Raw genomic sequence first — 17841 nt, 5'->3', positions numbered from 1 at the left:
GAAACGGGCCGCCGGGAATTCAGCGATGGGCGTTGAGCGGGATCACGTTGTGCATCGTCTCGTCGGCGGTCGACAGGAACTTCTTGATGCTGCGGGCCGCCTGACGGATGCGGTGCTCGTTCTCGACGAGAGCGAGGCGGACATATTCGTCGCCCATCTCACCGAAGCCGATGCCCGGGGCAACCGCCACGTCGGCCTTCTCGACTAGCAGCTTGGAGAATTCCAGGGAGCCGAGCGAGCGGAACTTTTCCGGGATCTTCGCCCAGGCGAACATGGTTGCGGCCGGCGGCGGCACTTCGAAGCCGGCCTTGCCGAAGCTCTCGACCATCACGTCGCGGCGGCGCTTGTAGATGGAGCGGACCTCGGCAATGTCGGTCCCGTCTCCGTTGAGAGCGTGGGTCGCGGCCACCTGAATCGGCGTGAAGGCGCCATAGTCGAGGTAGGACTTCACGCGGGCCAGCGCCGCGATCAGCCGCTCATTGCCGACGGCGAAACCCATGCGCCAGCCGGGCATGGAAAAGGTCTTCGACATCGAGGTGAACTCGACCGCGACATCCATGGCGCCCGGCACTTCGAGCACGGACGGCGGCGGGTTGTCGTCGAAGTAGATTTCCGAATAGGCGAGATCGGACAGCACGATCAACTCATGCTTCTTGGCGAAGGCGATGACGTCCTTGTAGAAATCGAGGCTGGCGACGCGGGCCGTCGGGTTGGACGGGTAGTTGATGATCAGCGCGATCGGCTTGGGGATCGAATGGCGCACGGCGCGTTCGAGCGGCGGGAAGAAGGTCTCGTCCGGCTCGACCGGGATCGAACGGATGACGCCGCCGGTCATCAGGAAGCCGAAGGCATGGATCGGATAGGTCGGGTTCGGGCACAGCACCACGTCGCCCGGCGCGGTGATCGCCTGGGCCATGTTGGCAAAGCCTTCCTTCGAGCCGAGCGTTGCCACGACCTGGGTGTCGGGGTTGAGCTTGACGTTGAAGCGGCGGGCATAATAGGCGGCCTGGGCGCGGCGCAGGCCGGGAATGCCGCGGGACGAGGAATAGCGATGGGTACGCGGGTCCTGGACCACTTCGCACAGCTTGTCGACGATCGCCTGCGGCGTCGGCAGGTCCGGATTGCCCATGCCGAGGTCGATGATGTCGGCGCCCGCGGCTCGCGCGCTCGCCTTCAAACGATTGACCTGTTCGAAAACGTATGGCGGCAGACGCCGGACCTTATGAAATTCTTCCATCTTCAACCCCTGAGACCGCACGGACTTGACCGCGGCAGGCGGGTTCGTTTTGCCTGGTGAAGCCCGTCCCGCAACGAACCGCATAACCGGGACGGGTGAAGTTAGGATGCCTGCGGCATGGTCGCCGCAAATCTTGGCGCAATTGCGCCCGAAGGCCGGTCGGTCCGAAGCGGAACCCTCCTGCCCCCAATATGTTGCTTTGCGTAAAAAGCCGGGCAAAGGCAAGCGCTATTTGGCGATTTGCGCCTGCGCATCCGCCCCGTGTTCGGCCGCGAGTTTGCGCAACAGCAGGAGCCGGCGCTGATATTCGGCCTCGGAAATGGCGCCGGCCTTGCGCGCCGCACCAAGGGCCGAGAGCTTGCCCTGCAATTCGGCGGCTTCCTCATTGCCCATCTGCACATTGGCGGCGGTCAGCGAACCGGAAAAGTCCGGGTAACCGTCCGGCGAGCGCGAGAGCTCCGCGGCCGGAGCATCGGGATCAGCGACGGTCACATCGAGGCTCGCCGTACGCCCCGGTGCCTCGGCGGTCGTCCCGGCCGGCGTCGTGCAGGCCGAAAGCACGGCCAGAAGGCCAAGCACGGTCAGGCGCCTTGCACTTCGCATTGTCCCAATTGCCCAAGTATCAGCGATCATTATCTATTCCAGACGCCGGCAGTTCGCTCGGCATGCTCAAGCCTCAAGTTCGTCACACAGCCTATGTCACACTATGCTTTCGTAACTATGGAACTTGTAGTCGTTTTCAGGCAGGATGCGCAATTGCAAAAGACGCCGAGAAAATGATCCTGGGGAGGACGGTTTGACCAGCACACGCGAAGAGGCGGGACCAGGGGCGGCGAAGGCGGCTGGGTTCGATCCGAAACTGATCGAGCCATATGTCGTCAAGGACCCGCAAGCGCTGACGCTCAACGTGGCAAAGGCGCTGGAAAACCTGGGCAAGGCAGCCTCGACCTGGCTCGCGCCGCGCGAACGCGGGGAAGTCGTCGACCCCGTTTCCGAACCCATGGCCGAGATGGTCAAGACCATGTCGAAGGTGTCGGAATACTGGATGTCCGACCCGAAACGAACGCTGGAGGCCCAGACCCAGCTGCTCGCCAGCATGTTTGGCATGTGGACCCAGACGCTGTCGCGCTTCTCAAGCGAAAGCGAGGCCCAGCCGCTGCAGCCCATCAAGGACAAGCGTTTCGCCGACGAGGACTGGCAGCGCAATCCGTTCTTCGACTTCCTGCGACAGGCCTATGTCATCCTGTCGGACTGGGCTGAGAAGATGGTCACCCAGGCGGAGGGGCTCGACGACCATACCCGTCACAAGGCCGAATTCTACGTGCGTCAGATTACCGCCGCGCTGTCGCCCACCAATTTCGTCATGACCAACCCGCAGCTCTATCGCGAGACGGTATCCAGCCACGGCGCCAACCTGGTCAAGGGTATGCAGATGCTGGCCGAGGACATTGCCGCCGGCGGCGGCGATCTGAGGATCCGCCAGACCGACACCAGCAAGTTCAAGGTCGGCGAGAACATGGCGGTGACGCCGGGCAAGGTGATCGCCCAGAGCGAGATCTGCGAGGTCATCCAATACGAGGCCGCGACCGACACGGTGCTGAAGCGGCCGCTTCTGATCTGCCCGCCGTGGATCAACAAGTTCTACATCCTCGACCTCAATCCGCAGAAGTCGTTCATCAAGTGGTGCGTCGACCAGGGCCACACCGTGTTCGTCATCTCCTGGGTCAATCCAGACGAGCGGCATGCGCGCAAGGACTGGGAATCCTATATCCGCGAAGGGGTCGATTTCGCCCTCGACACCGTCGAGAAGGCGACCGGGGAAACGCAAGTCAACAGCATCGGTTATTGCGTCGGTGGCACTTTGCTGGCCGCAGCACTCGCGCTGCATGCCCAGGAGGGCAACAAGCGGATCGCCAGTGCGACCCTGTTCACCACCCAGGTCGACTTCACCTATGCCGGCGATCTCAAGGTCTTCGTCGACGAAGGACAAATCGGCAGCATCGAGGACCGGATGAAATCCTCCGGCTATCTCGACGGCTCGAAGATGGCCTCGGCCTTCAACATGCTGCGCGCCTCCGAGCTGATCTGGCCCTATTTCGTCAACAACTACCTGAAGGGCCAGGATCCGATGCCCTTCGACCTGCTCTACTGGAATTCCGATTCGACGCGCATGGCGGCCGCCAACCACTCCTTCTATCTGCGCAACTGCTATCTCAGCAACACGCTGAGCCAGGGCAAGATGGAACTCGCCGGCAAGACGCTGTCGCTCAAGGACATCAAGATCCCCATCTACAACCTCGCCACCCGCGAGGACCATATCGCGCCGGCAAAGTCGGTCTTCGTCGGCTCCAGCCTGTTCGGCGGTCCTGTCGAATACGTGCTGTCCGGTTCGGGCCATATCGCCGGTGTGGTCAATCCGCCCGACAAGCAGAAGTACCAGTACTGGACCAATGGCGGGGTTAAGGGCGCTTACGAAGACTGGGTGGCCGGGGCCAAGGAGACGCCGGGTTCCTGGTGGCCGCACTGGCAGCGCTGGATCGAGGCGATGGACGACGAGCGCGTTCCCGCCCGCATTCCCGGCGGCGGCGCGCTCAACGCCATCGCCGATGCCCCGGGTTCCTACGTGATGGCGAGGGTGTAGAGGCACCGCCGGTCATGGGTGACCGACGGTGCGACCGGTCACACGGTCGGGATCGTCCCGCCATCGATGACGTATTCGGCCCCGTGGATGGAAGCGGCCCGATCGGAGGCGAGGAACGCCACCAGTTCCGCGACCTCCTCGGGCCAGGCCGGGCGGCCGATCGGAATTCCGCCCAGCGCATCCATCACGCCCTGCCGGGCTGCGGCCTCGTCCGTCCCGCTACCACTCGCCAGGCGCTTGACCAGATGATCGGCGGCCGCCGTCATGATCCAGCCGGGAGACACCGTATTGACGCGCACGCCAGCCGGGCCGAGCTCCTTCGACAGGGACTTGCTGTAGCTCGCAAGCGCCGCCTTGGCAGCCGCATAGGCGATCGTCGACTCATGCAGCGGTAGGCGACGCTGGATCGACGCCACATGGATCACGACCCCCGCGCCGCGCTCGATCATGCCCGGCACCAGCAGGCGGTCGAGACGGACGGCCGGCAGCAGGTTGACCGCCAGCTCCTGCTGCCAGAAGTTTTCGGTCGCGGCGCGGAAACCGCCGCCGGGCGTCGCCGATCCGCCGAGGCAGTGCACGAGGATATCCACGCCGCCGAGACTGGAGAGGACGGCTTCCGCAAGCGTGCCGATGCCCTCCTCCGTCGTCAGGTCGGCTGGCACGAAGAGTGTGCCCTCCTCAAGGTCCTGCGGAGCGGACCGGGCCGCCGTCAGGGTCTTTGCACCGGCAGCGGCAAATCGTGCCGCGACCGCAGCGCCCGCTCCCTTGGTGCCGCCCGTCACCACGACGCGGCGGCCGGCAAATTCCGTCGGATCGACCCGGAAGCGCTGGTGAACCGTCATGAGCCGATCTCCAGCCGGGCGATGCTGCCACCGGTGAGCGTGAAGCGGTACCGCAGCGTGATCGGGCTTCCCGGAAAGGTTCCCGAAACCTCGGCGTGCACGACGACCGTGTCGCCCTCGACGGCAAAGTCGCGAACGACGGACCTGTCATTGTAGCGGGCCCGCGTCTCTTCCATCCAGCTGCGGATGGCCTGCCTGCCTTCGTAGGCGCGGTTTTCGTCACTCACCACCGCGTCCTCGGCAAAACCGGACAGTGCAGTGGCAAAGTCGCCGGAATTCTTGCCGGCGAAATAATCTTCGACCGGTCTGGGAAAGTTCTGTGGCATGATATCTCTCTCATCTTCGATTGCGTTGAGAGCCTGCGCGCTTGCTCGAAAACCAAGATGGCCATAAGCTGGCGATATGACAAGAACCGACGAAAATGTAAGGTACTCACCTAAAAGTAAGGATAGATATCCGACCCCCAGCGCAGGGGCTGCGGGTGTGGAAAACGTGCTTCGCATGCTGGAGGGGCGCTGGAAGCTGGTGATCCTCTTTCACCTGTTCGGCGGCAAGGTTCTGCGCTTCTCCGAGCTGGAACGACAGACGCCGGGCATTTCGCAGAAAATGCTCATCCAGCAGCTGCGCCAGATGGAGGCGGACGGCATCGTCCGTCGCATCGTCTATCATCAGGTCCCGCCCCGGGTGGAATATTGCCTGACCGAATGGGGGCAAACCTTGTGCCCGGCACTGGATGCGCTGCTCACCTGGGCCGAGAACAAGCCGGAAAACACCGAACCGGCCCCGACGCCCGACGGAACGGCCAGCCCGCCCCGATGATCTTCTCCCCGCCCCTCGTCCCTGCCCGGCTCATCCGCCGCTACAAGCGCTTCCTGTTCGATGCGGTGCTCGAAGACGGCCGCGAGATCACCGGGTTTTGCCCGAATACCGGGTCGATGCAGGGGCTGACGGCGCCGGGTTCGCGCATCTGGCTCTCTGAGCACGACAGCCCGAACCGCAAATATGCCCATGCCTTCGAACTGATCGAGGCGGAGGGCACCGTGGTCGGCGTGCATGCGGCAATCGCCAACCGGCTGGCGGAAGAAGCGATCCGCGGCGGCCTGGTGTCGGATCTCGCGAGCTATCCGGTGATTGCCCGCGAACAGCGCTACGGCACGCGGTCGCGCATCGATTTCCTGCTCTCCGCGCCGGATCGCCCTGCGGCTTATGTCGAGGTGAAGAACGTGCATTTCATCCGCCAGGCTGGCCTTGCCGAGTTCCCCGATACGGTGACCACTCGCGGCGCCCGGCACCTGGAGGAGCTGATCGAGATCGTCCGCGGTGGGCAAAGGGCGGTCATGCTCTACCTCGTCCAGCGGGAGGACTGCCGGTCCTTGCGCATCTGCGGCGATCTCGACCCGCTCTATGCACGGACCTTTGCCCGCGCGATCGAGGCCGGAGTCGAGGCTCATGCGGTGAAATGCCGGGTCACGCCGACGGAAATCGTGCCGCTCGGCCCGATCGCCATGGACGAACCCGGCCTTGCTGCATTATGTACGACGAATACAGCACTTTCCACGACCGAAAGCGGATGAATGGTAACCTATATCGAAGCGGCGACCGCCCCGCTGAAGAACACCGGCGCGATCAGGCTCTATGGGCCTGAGGACTTTGCGGGCATGCGCAAGGCTTGCCAGTTGACGGCACGCTGCCTTGACGAACTCGTGCCGATGGTCAAGCCCGGGGTCACCACCGATGCCATCGACCGCTTCGTCTTCGAATTCGGCATGGACAACGGCGCGCTGCCCGCGACGCTGAACTATCGCGGCTATACCAAGTCGGTCTGCACCTCGATCAACCACGTCGTCTGCCACGGCATTCCCAACGACAAGCCGCTGCGCGACGGCGACATCGTCAATATCGACGTGACCTACGTGCTCGACGGCTGGCACGGCGATTCGAGCCGCATGTATCCGGTGGGCGAGATCAAGCGCGCCGCCGAGCGCCTGCTGGAGGTCACCTATGAATGCCTGATGCGCGGCATCGCCGCCGTGCGTCCCGGCGCCCGCACCGGCGCCATCGGCGAGGCGATCCAGACCTATGCCGAGGCCGAGCGCTGCTCGGTGGTGCGCGATTTCTGCGGCCACGGCGTCGGCCGCCTGTTCCACGACAGCCCGAACATCCTGCATTACGGCCGGGCCAACGAGGGGCCGGAACTGAAGGAAGGCATGATCTTCACCATCGAGCCGATGATCAATCTCGGCCGGCCGCATGTGAAGGTGCTGGCCGACGGCTGGACGGCGGTCACCCGCGACCGCTCGCTGACCGCGCAGTACGAGCACGCCGTCGGCGTCACCGCCACGGGCTGCGAGATCTTCACTCTGTCGCCGGGCGGTTTCGATCGGCCGGGCCTTCCGCCGCTCAAGGGCTGACCATGGCAAAGCCCCCTCCTCCCGGCCCTCTCGACACCGAAGACGAACCCGCCTTCGACCTGCGAGGGACGGACGGAGGGGCAGAGCACGGAGCGGACGACGAACGGGGCTTCTTCGCCGAGCAGGCGGCGAAATCTGGCGCTCTGAAGAAGCCTTCCGCAGTCACCGGAACGGTCGAGACGACGGAGGCGCATTATCACGGCCATCGCGACCGGCTGAGGGCGCGCTTCCGCGAGAGCGGCGATACGGCGCTGGCCGACTACGAAATCCTCGAACTCCTGCTGTTTCGCCTGATCCCGCGGCGTGACACCAAGCCGATCGCCAAGGCGCTGATTGCCCGCTTCGGCACGCTGGCCGGCGTGTTCGGTGCGCAACCGTCGCTGCTGCAGGAGGTCAAGGGCGTCGGCGAAAGCGTCGCGCTCGAACTCAAGCTGATCGCCAGCGTCGCCCAGCGCATGCTGAAAAGCGAGATCCGCGGCCGTCAGGTGCTCACCTCCTGGTCCTCGGTCATCGACTACTGCCACACGGCGATGGCCTACGAATCGACCGAGCAGTTCCGCATTCTCTTCCTCGACAAGCGCAATGCGCTGATCGCCGACGAGGTGCAGGGGCGCGGCACGGTCGATCATACACCGGTCTATCCGCGCGAAGTGGTCAAGCGGGCGCTGGAACTCTCGGCCACCGCCATTATCCTGGTCCATAACCATCCCACTCAGCCTCATTTCATCACGCGGCATCACGCGCAAACATATTGAAACATAACATTTTTCCATCTTGAATCGCGGCTGCCTCTCTGGCAAACTGGGATCGGTTGAAGAGGCACAAAACCACATTTAGATCCCTGTTACCGATCCCTGTTGCGCCCCTTCCGATCCCAGTCCTGGAACCGGAGAAATCGCCATGGCAAGCCTTTCCGACACAGCCATCCGGCAGGCCTTGAAGCGGGTCGAAAAGACAGGAAAGCAGGAAAATCTTCCCGATGGCGACGGGCGCGGCACAGGTCGCCTAGTCCTGTCGGTGAAGCCCATGCCCACGCGCGTGACGGCCGAATGGATGGCCCAGCAATGGCGCGACGGCAAACGCACCAAGAAAAAGATCGGCGCCTACCCTTCGACATCGCTTGCCCAGGCCCGGGAAATTTTCAAGCGCGATTTTGCCGACGTAATCCAGAAAGGACGCAGCATCAAGATTGCCGGCGACACCCGAGCCGGCACCGTTGCCGACCTGTTCGAGGGCTATGTCGCCGCCCTTAAATCAGCTGACAAGCCCTCCTGGAAGGAAGCTGAAAAGGGTTTGAACAAGATCGCCGACACGCTCGGCCGCAAGCGCCTCGCCCGCGATATAGAGGCGGAAGAAATCGTCGAGTTGATCCGGCCGATCTACGCGCGTGGCGCGCGAGCCATGGCGGATCACGTGAGAGGCTATATCCATGCTGCCTATAGCTGGGGCATGAAGTCCGAACACGACTATCGCAGCGCCTCCCCTCGCCGATTTCGAATTCCCTACAATCCAGCCTCCGGCATTCCCACCGAACCTAAGGTCCGTGGCACACGCTGGCTCAGCGAAGAGGAATTCGTTCGGCTGTATCGCTGGCTCGAATGCCCGGATGTCCCGATCCATCCGGCCTATCCGCGTGCCATCCAGTTGATCATGCTGACCGGGCAGCGGGTCGAGGAAATCGCACGCCTACGCGTCGACCAGTGGGATGCCAAAGAGAAGATCATCGACTGGTCGAAAACCAAGAACTTGCAGCCCCATGCGGTACCAGTTCCCTCACTCGCTGCCGAGTTGATCGAGTCGATCACACCCAACGAATACGGCTGGTACTTTCCGTCTGCCAAGGATCCGATGACGCCGGTGAGCCACAACACGCTGTACAGTTTCGTTTGGCGCCAGCGCGAGCGCGGGGTGATTCCTTATGCGACGAACCGCGATCTGCGGCGCACCTTCAAGACGCTTGCGGGCAAAGCAGGCGTGTCGAAGGAAATCCGCGACCGCCTACAAAACCATGCACTGCAGGACGTCAGTTCGAAGAACTATGACCGCTGGAACTACATGCCCGAAAAGCGCGCAGGTATGAAGCAGTGGGACGAGTTTGTGTGCGCCATGCTGGCCAGGAACGCAAACGACGCTGCGGCATGAAGGAAGAGCCAAGGAGATCGGTTCTTCGTCCCTCAAAAAGATGCCTCCGCTTCGACTACCGAACGCATGGGTGTCCAATGCCCAGGAAGACATGGTCGCGCAAATCGACCGGACTGTCACCTCCGGTCAGCCACAAAGGCGGCCTTGCCCCCAAACATGAAAACGCCTTGAAATATTCCGCAGATGGAATACAAGTGGAGTGCACATGGTCTGGACCGTTGAGTATACGGATGAGTTCGGCGACTGGTACACGTCTCTGATCGATGCCATTCAAGATGACATCGCGAGGGTCGTCGGGCTCCTTGAAGCCAAGGGGCCACAGCTGCCCTTTCCCTATTCATCGGGCATAGAAGGCTCCAAGCATGAGCATATGCGTGAGCTAAGGATCCAAAGCGGCGGGGAACCGTTCCGTATCTTTTATGCATTCGATCCACGCCGTACTGCAGTGCTACTGATCGGCGGCAACAAGACCGGCAACGATCGTTTTTATGAGATCATGATCCCGGTCGCTGATCACTTATATGACATCTACCTGATTGAGATCAGGAAGGAAGGCTTGATATGACTGGACACCGCTCCTTTGACGAACTGCGCAACCGGATGTCGCCGGAACGTCGCGCCCGCAACGAACAAGCAACCACGGTTTTGCTCCGGGAAATGGCGCTCCACGAGCTGCGTCAGGCGCGTGAAAAGACGCAGCAGGATGTGGCGCGCGCACTCCATGTGAAGCAACCCGCCGTCGCCAAGTTGGAGCAGCGTGCTGACATCTATGTCAGCAACCTTCGGCGCTATATTGAGGCTCTTGGCGGCACGCTGGAGATCACCGCGCGCTTTCCCGACGCCGTTGTCAGTATCAAGAATTTCAGCGAACCGGCCGCCGAAAAATAGGCCCGTCTTGGACGCAAACGAACCGCGCATGGGCCGGCAAAGCGGCTGACCGAGATTTTTTCTGGACAATGGGCACCTCAACAAGATCGCAGACACGCCTAGCCGCAACCGCCTCGCCCCTGAGATCGCGGACACGCCTCAGTGGCCGCAACTGAAATAACCCGATCGCTGTATCGAGCGTACTCTGACACAAAATCACAACAGAATCCGATTATCGATGCCATTTGGCTCTAAAAAGACAATTTAACGCTTCAGTAATAAACAACATACAGACAACATACTGCGTGCACGCCTATTTTATTATCAACTGAACCCCCACTATACTCATTGAACCGCCTCGCGGCTTGCCATCTCTTGTATACGGAACAATCAGTACAGGCATCTCAGATATCGGCAAATCGACGCCATCGGCCGCCCTGGTGATATCAACGTTGGCAATAATCCTAGCGCCCGTTCCGGAGCCATTCATTGGCACGAGATTTATCGATCCAGCGAAGGATGCCTCATCCGAATGCAGATCCGCGATCGGTTTTTTCGGATCGAGATAAACACGGATTTGAACGGCATCGTCTGGAACTTCCAGTTCGCGAATTCTAACTTTCAGCTTTCGCCCCTTGGTCAATGAAGACGTCGGCGCGCTGCTCAATACCGACGCAATACCGTCATCTGCTGGCAGTGTCAGCTTAAAGAGTACCCCTGCACCTGACAGATTTATAGGTTGGCCGGCTGGCCCAGACGAGGTGAGTTCTAGGCTAAGTTCTTCCCCTGCTCCAAGCGGGACTCCAATTTCTGCCCCGCCGGCAACAACGACTTCGGCAGGCTTCACCTTCAAATCGTCATATTGGTATCCAAGACCAACAGTCGATATTGTCTCACTACTAATTCTCTTGATCTCTGTGCCGTCAGCGCCAATAAAGACGTACGGTCGCGCATCCCAACCCTCATCTACCGGTTCCGCGCGTGGTGTGGTTCCAGCATTGCGCCATACCTCCCAGAGCCGATCGATATTGCCGTGATGCGCCATGAAAAGAGGGTCTAGTGCTGCGGTTGCAAACGCTCCGAGATTGCCGCCGACAAATACATGGCCGCCACCATGTGGACCAAACTCGATTGCTCCGCCCCCTTCCCTTTCGGGGTCTCCTCCACCGAACACCTTGAAATCCTCGTCATCGACCAGGTCTGCCTCCGTTAGCACTCCAAGATCGAAAGGCCCCATTTCTGGTCCGCTAGGGCGTCGTGAACCGTCATTCAGTGGGTTATCCGACCCCATGAAAATTTCCGGTATTGCCGGTGAGGCATACCAGTCCCAGTAAGGGATTGCCAAGCTCGGCTCTGAAACCGCGGCCTGAAGGTGGCGCTCCATGACCGCGAGATAAACTCTATGCCAAGGTAGGAAATACCAGCCAAAGTGAATTTCCTTGCTAGACATGACCCCGCAGAAGTCCTTGTGATAGGTGGCCAGGAAACTCCATCCTCCAATGCCATCATTCTCCTTCAAGATCTTTACTGCGTCCCGGAGAAGCTGGACTTCGGTGTCATGGACTTTGAGCTTATGCGCGGCTTTCCGCACTACCGCGTTTGCTGGGGCCGCAGCCAGAACCTCAAGAAATGATGACAGAAACGGAACTGACGCCACGGAGGCGGTTGCCCCTCCCACGAAACGGCGACGCGTCGTTATCGCGCTGATTGTATTCAGTCGCCTGCTGTCCGAACATTCACCCATGCTGCCCCCCTCATGGAATTGTTGAAATTGCGTCGTCGTAAGCACGACCACCATTGCCCAGCTGCTTTGTCAGTGTTTCGAGATAGGTCTTGTCGATCGGCACCTCAGAATCGACAATCACCTTCGTCGGATCATTCTGAGGAAGAACCTGAAAACTGGTGAGCCCCATTTCTTTCGCAATCAGCTCGGAGAGGCCCTTGATTTGGCTGTTGGTGAATGGCTTGCTGCTGAGCACGATGCTCCGATTTCCTCCGGGATTGGCTGGCACCCATCCCCACTCCACTTGCGTGTTGGGTTCCAGATCCGCGCCAGCAGGTAGAGCTATCTGATCTTGTCCAGCCTTAAGATAGGCGGCGGCCGCGGTCTCAACCACGGACACGTCGAGTAGCGGCTTCACAATATCCACTCCGGCAGCAGTTTTCCCGATGGTGATCTTGTTGTCCGTTGACGTCAAAAGAGTAACTGACAACTCGGCCATCTCGAAACCGTGCCCTGGCAGTCCGGTTGGCGGGGAAATCAGATTGCGAATTCTTGCCAGCGTACCGCTCACGATAGGCACCGACATCGATGTTCCGGTTAGCTCAATATACTTTCCATGAGGAGCTGCGGATATGATGTTCACACCTGGCGCAACTATGTCGACCTCTTCTGAGTAATTTGAACCGCCCCTCCAAGGTGTCGGGAACTTTCCGGCAAAATTTTGGGACTGGTCGGATGCAGCTACATTTACCGAAGTGGAGATGCATGCCGGAAGTAAGCTAAAGGGCTTTCCGTTGTTTCCCGCGGCGGCCACAGTTGGGACACCGGCGTCGAGGAGCGATAGAAGCACAGGTCCCAGGATGTGCTTTGAGCACTCCCCCTTCACGACCATACCTTGACTGAAGTTCACCGCCGCGATGAAATGCTCCGTCGATAGGAGGCGGACATACTCAAGGGCCTCAATCTGATCCGACAGAAAGCTGCCAATACAGGGCGTCGACGTGAAGCCCATCATGATGCAGGTTCCTGCATCATCAAACTCGGTGAACGATGTTATCAGGATCAGCGGAGTCCTTGGCGCAATTCCATCGAACGCCGCTCCTCCATTTCTGCCGCCCTTTCCCGATATCAATCCCGCCACATGGGTTCCATGATCGCACGCAATCGCAAGTGTTGCGCACGGTGACGCCGCATTTCCTGCAGTTTGGATCTCATAGCCGTTCGGGCATAGAGACTTAACCTTGTAGCTTGGGGACTTGCTCGTCGAAAAGCATGCCTGACGAAGAACTGCACCTTCTATAAATGGATGATCGATATCAAAGCCGCTATCGATTACCGCAACCGCATAGCCGCTGGTACTGGAAGCAGGATCGCCATCTACCGCGATGGCCGCTATGTCATCCTCAACATCCTTCAATCCAACCAGGCTTCTGGCCACTGAAGACAGCGCAGGTGATGGCGTATCGGCGACTACTGTAATACCGGGCTTATGTGCGAGATTTAGATAGCTATCCTTACTAATTATTCCCGTGAACAAGGGCTGGGTTCCTATCGAACGAAGACTTGATTTGTCCGAATCGGTAAGAAGTTTGGACACTTCCCGAAGGGCCTCGATTACTGACGGTTGAGGGGTCAAGAGTTCCGAAGGATTGACCTGGATGATTACCTGGGCTTTTCCGGTGCTGGCCATTTGATCGTCGATATCCGCATCCGCAGAAGCGGTTCCTGTGCAGAAGACGTATATGAAAATGATGCGCAACATCTTCGAAAAGTCATTCATGACTGCCCCCATCTCGAAGTTGCGCACGACAATAACCACAATCTTAACGGGCCGTCAACAATGAACGTCTAAAATACACAAGATTGAGTATTGTAGTCGCTCATACTCAGCTAGCTACCGTCAAACTGCCGTCTCCGGAAACCACCTGCGGCCTCGCCATTTTCCCGCCGTCTGGGCGACGCCGATACGCAGAAGCCGTAGATCCACTAGAGTATTTCGAGTTTCCGCATTTTGTGAGAACACGTTGGTTCGTTGAGGCCATTTGCCTGGAAGTATTGCGTCGAATGGCTTCTGGCTAGATGCGTCCTTTGCGGCCGCATGCCGCTCTTCTCGCACCTCTGCTTCGCGGCCGATGACGCTTCAGCAAATATGCGCAGCAACTTTCACGAAGACCCTGAACAGCGCTCCACCGTTTCCTTCCGCGCCACCCGGATCGTTCCCAGGGTTCTTAAGAAAGCATCATATCGCCTTCGACCGCGTCAGGGCAGATGTACTGCCCCGCGCGGCCGCCGGAAACAGATGCCATCTCCGTCTCCAAGGAGGCTGTCACATCGGACGGATTGTTGTTTTCCAAGATCGCCATCTCGATCAGGTAGGCGAGAAGCGGGCTCTCCTGCTTCGCGACAAGCCGCAGGGCGAAAGTCAGATGGTCGGCGATTATGTCGTGAGCGCTCATGAGTTGGTCCCCTTCCCCATTCCACGGGACGCCATACAACCATATGCGCGTGATTTCCGCGTGAATTCTGGCCGCCAAACAGCGTGAAATCGCGCGCTACGAGACCCTCAGCGCGCGATCATATCGATCAACCGCATTCGCCGCATGGTGGTGACGGGATAGTCGCCTTCCAAGAGGCGTCCTTCGTGAAAATCTGGCTCGAGGCGCCTCATACGTGCCAGCACTCGCTCCCGGTCGGCCGATGTGCCCACGCACTTGTACAGCGCGACCAGGTAGCGCAGGGGTGCACGGAACGCCGGGCGCAAGACCAGCGCCGCCTCGGCATGGTCGATGGCCGCCTGGTAATCGCCCAACGCGGCGGCGGACATGCAGCCGAAGAATTCGGCGAACGCCCTGTGGTCTCCGGCCCCAGCCAGCGCCAGCGCCTTGAGCGCAGACCGGCGGCTTTCCTCTCTATGGCCCAGCGCGAGTTCCGTGTTGGAGAGGATGGCGAAGTTGACCGCATTCAACGGATCGTAGTCGACGGCCCGGCGCGCGAGTTGGAGCGAACTGCGGTGGGAGCCACCGCTGAGATACTCGATATGGGCGCCGACGCCCAGCGTGATGGCGCTGCCCGGAGCCTGACGAATCGCCTCCTGTGCAAGTGTCTCGATGTCGATCGGGTCATCAAGAAAATCGCAGGTGCGGTGTTGAAAGTTCGCCATGTTGCGCAGGAATGCCCGCCACGCAAGATATTGCGGACGCGGCTCATGGTTCCAGGCGAAACGCAAATGGTGGTCGGCTTCCGCCAGGCTGGTCTTGTCGAACCCGAAAATCAGGCTGCGACCGTGATAGGCGGACAGAGCCGCGCAGTTACGAAGCCGCAACTCATCCCGCCGCTGGCGCAAGACGGAGAGAGCAGCCTCCACAATCCTTGCCGCCACTCGATGCAGGCGGTCATGGTCGGAAGGGCCGTTCCACGCAACGATGTGAAAGCTGCGGTTCCAAAAGACACGGCCGGAAGCCGGGTGGCTGATCGTCACGGTCACGCATGCATTGCCAGGCCATGCCGTCGTCACCAACATTACGACAAGTTGTCAATCGGCGCGGAAAGTTGACCCCCAACGTCCAGTTATTGTTTTTTCTCTGGATCCTGGTTGTTCAGATTTGCCAACCCAGCTCTATTTATACATTAAACTTTCGGCTTCCCCCAGGGGAAACGTCGGCGCGCGTTGGGAGCAACTCGATCTCGAAACCGCCATCTGGATCGAGCCCGCCGCCACCACGAAGCGGCGGCGTTTGCATCGTGCGCAGATCAGTGCCTCCGCCACCACTGCCCTCCTTCGCACGATCCGGCTGCGAGTCCCGGAAGATTGCGTATGGGTATTTCCGGGCGATGCCGAAGGCAAGCCGCTTAAGGACATCAAGCGGTTCTGGAAGGATGTTCGGGCGAAGGACGATCTGGGCGTCGTCCGCATCCATGATTTGCTCCATACATTCGCGTCGCTACTCGTTTCGGACGGCATGACGCTGCCGATGATCGGCAAGCTCCTCATCCATACGCAGGTTCAGACCACACAGCGCTACGCCCTTCTGCTCGACGATCCCCTTCGTGCCGGGCTCGAGCAGGTCGGTGACGTTTTGAACCCTGGGCTTCTCGTGGCGTAGTAAGCATTGCCAACAGGAAAGACAAAAAAGTTGACTCATCCCTTGCGGAGGAGCATCTTTCAAATATCACAACTATAGGAGGATGACATGCCAACTGTTTCGCAGTCCGCCGGTGTGAAGATACCCCTGGAAAATATGGAGGTCGTAGAGAACGCTGGCGAGGAACCGTTTATCAAAATTGAGGCCCCTGATCTCATCCAGCATGTCAAGGATTTGAGGCAAGCTGCTGGCCTAGAAGGCGTAGAAGTTGGGGTGACTGTTGGAATCACGTAAGGGTGTGAGTTCATGCCCCCAGATCACGAACTGATTTCTTTCGTGGTAACTCTACCGGACACCGCATCTGAAGAGCTGGACCGGCTAAAGGCGTACATTAGGCAACATGGCAGCGTTAGGCGCGCTTTTAAGCTTACCAATACATTGTCTGCTCAATTACCGAATTCTCTGTTTGACGACCTAAAGGTGAACTTTCCGAGCGCGCGCATTGATATGGACGATCCGGGCGAATTGGAGCAATTCGGGCGATGACCGCGTATGGCAAACTGGGCACTTACAGCACAGCTTTTGACCGACCTAGGTGCGGCTAGAAGTTATCTAGAAAAGTCTGCCGGTTGGTCTAGCGAGTTGTCTGCTCGCATTGACGACGGACTTGCGGGCGCTATTGCAGTCGCTAGGGAGACCGGTCTTGAAGGCTTCGCGCTTCCGGTTACCTTGCAGGTAACGCGACCATCTATACTCGGTGAGACAATAACGTCCAGTGACGCACATTGGTCCAGTTACATCAGCGAATTGGAGGCAGAGACGCGTAAAAATCTGGCGGCCACAATTAATGTAATAGAAAACAAATCCCTCCGGATTAGAAACATTTTGAGGTTTACAACTTCGGTCACATTTAATGTGACCGAACCAGATTTACTTGAAATACTTTCAGAGGTCGCTGACCATAAGTCGCTTGCATGGCTCAATAGCGCAGGCGAACTAGAGTTAGACGCCGCTAGACATGCCATTCAATTAGACGATGCCGATTTCGGACTAGGCGCCGATGGCGCCGGTCAAGTTGTTGCTATACTCGATGGTGAAATTGATACGCTTTACCCTGGCCTCGTCGGTAGAGTAATCCAAAAAGGGAACTTTTCCGACACTGCGTGGGGCGGGACTGGACTGGCCGACTCGTTGGGAAAGGAACACGGTACCAAGGTAGCGGCCATTCTCGCAGGAGACGGAAGTGAAGCACCTAACGGGCGCTCCTTGAAAGGCGTCGCACCAAAAGCTACTATTTGGAACTATAAGATCGCGCCACTTGTTGCGGACGGGTCGAGCGTAGCTGCAGCGTTAGAGCAAGCATGCATTGACGGTGCGAAGATTGCCAACCTCAGCTGGGGACAGAGTAAGGCCAAGCCAGATGGCCAATCAATCTGGGCGCAGACAGTAGACGCCGCTTTTAAGAAAGGAATGCTCACATTTAAGAGTGTGGGCAATTCAGGCCCTGAGCCCGGAACTTTGACATCGCCGGCGGATGCTGCACATGTCATCAGTGTTGGATCGACTGACAGGCTGGGTACACAGGTTCACCAAAAGTCGTCACGAGGGCCAACGGTAGGTGGCACAAATAAGCCTGATCTGGTTGCTCCGGGTGGTGGCATTCAAGTGACCGACCGGAACGGACAAATAGAAGCTGTTGCCATTCCAGGGACGAGTTTTGCGGCGCCGATTGTTGCTGGGGTTGCCGCTTTGGCCTTGCAGAGAAATCCAAGCTGGTCCGCCGCAGAGTTACGCACCGCAGTGTTAGAATCCTGCACTAGGCTTCCAGGCATTGGGATCGATGAACAGGGAGCTGGTATCATCGACGCCCGCAAACTAGCCGGATCGGGAGTTTAG

The 17841-nt window shown here is 59.3% G+C and carries 18 protein-coding genes and 1 pseudogene; 11 read left to right on the top strand and 8 right to left on the bottom strand.

From position 1 onward, the window contains the following. Positions 1-19 precede the first annotated feature (19 nt). On the bottom strand, positions 20-1237 hold the full coding sequence (locus tag L867_RS0100170; protein WP_028735000.1) for an LL-diaminopimelate aminotransferase: 1218 nt from the start codon (positions 1235-1237) through the stop codon (positions 20-22). A gap of 228 nt (positions 1238-1465) precedes the next feature. After that, on the bottom strand, positions 1466-1840 hold the full coding sequence (locus L867_RS0100165) for a hypothetical protein (RefSeq protein ID WP_051438743.1): 375 nt from the start codon (positions 1838-1840) through the stop codon (positions 1466-1468). A 193-nt stretch (positions 1841-2033) separates the two neighbouring features. On the opposite strand from L867_RS0100165, the gene L867_RS0100160 reads away from it, so the two are divergent. Further along, positions 2034-3878 (top strand): PHA/PHB synthase family protein, encoded by a 1845-nt coding sequence (locus L867_RS0100160; protein ID WP_028734998.1) that lies wholly within the window; start codon positions 2034-2036, stop codon positions 3876-3878. A 38-nt stretch (positions 3879-3916) separates the two neighbouring features. On the opposite strand, the gene L867_RS0100155 is transcribed toward L867_RS0100160, so the two are convergent. Both L867_RS0100155 and L867_RS0100150 read right to left on the bottom strand, forming a co-directional pair. Beyond that, positions 3917-4720: an SDR family oxidoreductase gene (locus L867_RS0100155; RefSeq protein ID WP_028734997.1), complete on the bottom strand. Its 804-nt coding sequence runs from the start codon at positions 4718-4720 to the stop codon at positions 3917-3919. Then, positions 4717-5046: a nuclear transport factor 2 family protein gene (locus L867_RS0100150; RefSeq protein WP_028734996.1), complete on the bottom strand. Its 330-nt coding sequence runs from the start codon at positions 5044-5046 to the stop codon at positions 4717-4719. The genes L867_RS0100155 and L867_RS0100150 overlap by 4 nt, the downstream gene beginning before the upstream one ends. A 76-nt stretch (positions 5047-5122) precedes the next feature. Between L867_RS0100150 and L867_RS0100145 the strand changes: the two genes are divergently transcribed. The 7 genes and pseudogenes from L867_RS0100145 to L867_RS0100115 all read left to right on the top strand — a co-directional run bounded on the left by L867_RS0100145 (position 5123) and on the right by L867_RS0100115 (position 10161). Next, the gene (locus tag L867_RS0100145; RefSeq protein ID WP_028734995.1) at positions 5123-5539 is read left to right on the top strand and encodes a winged helix-turn-helix transcriptional regulator; all 417 of its coding nucleotides are present in this window, start codon (positions 5123-5125) and stop codon (positions 5537-5539) included. After that, a complete protein-coding gene (gene sfsA / locus L867_RS0100140) occupies positions 5536-6294 on the top strand; it encodes a DNA/RNA nuclease SfsA (protein ID WP_028734994.1) in 759 nt (252 codons plus the stop codon). Before L867_RS0100145 ends, sfsA begins: the two co-directional genes overlap by 4 nt. After that, a complete protein-coding gene (map, locus tag L867_RS0100135) occupies positions 6295-7131 on the top strand; it encodes a type I methionyl aminopeptidase (protein ID WP_028734993.1) in 837 nt (278 codons plus the stop codon). A 2-nt stretch (positions 7132-7133) separates the two neighbouring features. Next, positions 7134-7844 (top strand): annotated as a pseudogene (locus L867_RS24235) (JAB domain-containing protein); the annotation flags it as partial. A gap of 187 nt (positions 7845-8031) precedes the next feature. Further along, positions 8032-9273 carry a tyrosine-type recombinase/integrase gene (locus L867_RS0100125; protein ID WP_028734992.1) on the top strand — a complete coding sequence of 414 codons (1242 nt, stop codon included), beginning with the start codon at positions 8032-8034 and terminating at the stop codon, positions 9271-9273. A 205-nt stretch (positions 9274-9478) separates the two neighbouring features. Next, on the top strand, positions 9479-9838 hold the full coding sequence (locus tag L867_RS0100120) for a type II toxin-antitoxin system RelE/ParE family toxin (protein WP_028734991.1): 360 nt from the start codon (positions 9479-9481) through the stop codon (positions 9836-9838). Further along, on the top strand, positions 9835-10161 hold the full coding sequence (locus L867_RS0100115) for an XRE family transcriptional regulator (RefSeq protein WP_028734990.1): 327 nt from the start codon (positions 9835-9837) through the stop codon (positions 10159-10161). Before L867_RS0100120 ends, L867_RS0100115 begins: the two co-directional genes overlap by 4 nt. A 292-nt stretch (positions 10162-10453) precedes the next feature. Here the strand turns inward: L867_RS0100115 and L867_RS26650 are convergent, their stop codons facing one another. The 4 genes from L867_RS26650 to L867_RS0100075 all read right to left on the bottom strand — a co-directional run bounded on the left by L867_RS26650 (position 10454) and on the right by L867_RS0100075 (position 15347). Further along, positions 10454-11659 (bottom strand): tyrosinase family protein, encoded by a 1206-nt coding sequence (locus L867_RS26650; RefSeq protein WP_169734053.1) that lies wholly within the window; start codon positions 11657-11659, stop codon positions 10454-10456. A gap of 235 nt (positions 11660-11894) precedes the next feature. Then, positions 11895-13643, bottom strand: coding sequence for a S8 family peptidase (locus tag L867_RS26645; protein ID WP_169734052.1), 1749 nt, complete (start codon positions 13641-13643; stop codon positions 11895-11897). A gap of 448 nt (positions 13644-14091) precedes the next feature. Next, on the bottom strand, positions 14092-14319 hold the full coding sequence (locus L867_RS0100080) for a hypothetical protein (RefSeq protein WP_028734988.1): 228 nt from the start codon (positions 14317-14319) through the stop codon (positions 14092-14094). A 107-nt stretch (positions 14320-14426) separates the two neighbouring features. Next, a complete protein-coding gene (locus tag L867_RS0100075; RefSeq protein ID WP_146086575.1) occupies positions 14427-15347 on the bottom strand; it encodes a tetratricopeptide repeat protein in 921 nt (306 codons plus the stop codon). A 118-nt stretch (positions 15348-15465) separates the two neighbouring features. On the opposite strand from L867_RS0100075, the gene L867_RS0100070 reads away from it, so the two are divergent. The 3 genes from L867_RS0100070 (at position 15466) to L867_RS26640 (ending at position 17841) form a co-directional block, all read left to right on the top strand. Next, the gene (locus tag L867_RS0100070) at positions 15466-15966 is read left to right on the top strand and encodes a tyrosine-type recombinase/integrase (protein ID WP_028734986.1); all 501 of its coding nucleotides are present in this window, start codon (positions 15466-15468) and stop codon (positions 15964-15966) included. Between the two features lie 87 nt (positions 15967-16053). After that, a complete protein-coding gene (locus tag L867_RS0100065) occupies positions 16054-16239 on the top strand; it encodes a hypothetical protein (RefSeq protein WP_028734985.1) in 186 nt (61 codons plus the stop codon). A 258-nt stretch (positions 16240-16497) separates the two neighbouring features. Continuing rightward, entirely contained in the window at positions 16498-17841 is a 1344-nt protein-coding gene (locus L867_RS26640; protein ID WP_084638396.1) for a S8 family peptidase, read from the top strand.

Source organism: Paenirhizobium selenitireducens ATCC BAA-1503 (genome assembly GCF_000518785.1).
Lineage (GTDB): Bacteria > Pseudomonadota > Alphaproteobacteria > Rhizobiales > Rhizobiaceae > Allorhizobium > Allorhizobium selenitireducens.
This window is presented reverse-complemented; position numbering and strand designations above follow the sequence as displayed.

Coding starts and splice junctions, on each gene's coding strand:
- L867_RS0100120 (WP_028734991.1), top strand. CDS start 9,479: ATGGTCTGGACCGTTGAGTATACGGATGAGTTCGGCGACTGGTACACG.
- L867_RS0100115 (WP_028734990.1), top strand. CDS start 9,835: ATGACTGGACACCGCTCCTTTGACGAACTGCGCAACCGGATGTCGCCG.
- sfsA (WP_028734994.1), top strand. CDS start 5,536: ATGATCTTCTCCCCGCCCCTCGTCCCTGCCCGGCTCATCCGCCGCTAC.
- L867_RS0100170 (WP_028735000.1), bottom strand. CDS start 1,237: ATGGAAGAATTTCATAAGGTCCGGCGTCTGCCGCCATACGTTTTCGAA.
- L867_RS0100165 (WP_051438743.1), bottom strand. CDS start 1,840: ATGCGAAGTGCAAGGCGCCTGACCGTGCTTGGCCTTCTGGCCGTGCTT.
- map (WP_028734993.1), top strand. CDS start 6,295: ATGGTAACCTATATCGAAGCGGCGACCGCCCCGCTGAAGAACACCGGC.
- L867_RS0100145 (WP_028734995.1), top strand. CDS start 5,123: ATGACAAGAACCGACGAAAATGTAAGGTACTCACCTAAAAGTAAGGAT.
- L867_RS0100155 (WP_028734997.1), bottom strand. CDS start 4,720: ATGACGGTTCACCAGCGCTTCCGGGTCGATCCGACGGAATTTGCCGGC.
- L867_RS26640 (WP_084638396.1), top strand. CDS start 16,498: ATGGCAAACTGGGCACTTACAGCACAGCTTTTGACCGACCTAGGTGCG.
- L867_RS0100080 (WP_028734988.1), bottom strand. CDS start 14,319: ATGAGCGCTCACGACATAATCGCCGACCATCTGACTTTCGCCCTGCGG.
- L867_RS0100150 (WP_028734996.1), bottom strand. CDS start 5,046: ATGCCACAGAACTTTCCCAGACCGGTCGAAGATTATTTCGCCGGCAAG.
- L867_RS0100125 (WP_028734992.1), top strand. CDS start 8,032: ATGGCAAGCCTTTCCGACACAGCCATCCGGCAGGCCTTGAAGCGGGTC.
- L867_RS0100065 (WP_028734985.1), top strand. CDS start 16,054: ATGCCAACTGTTTCGCAGTCCGCCGGTGTGAAGATACCCCTGGAAAAT.
- L867_RS26645 (WP_169734052.1), bottom strand. CDS start 13,643: ATGAATGACTTTTCGAAGATGTTGCGCATCATTTTCATATACGTCTTC.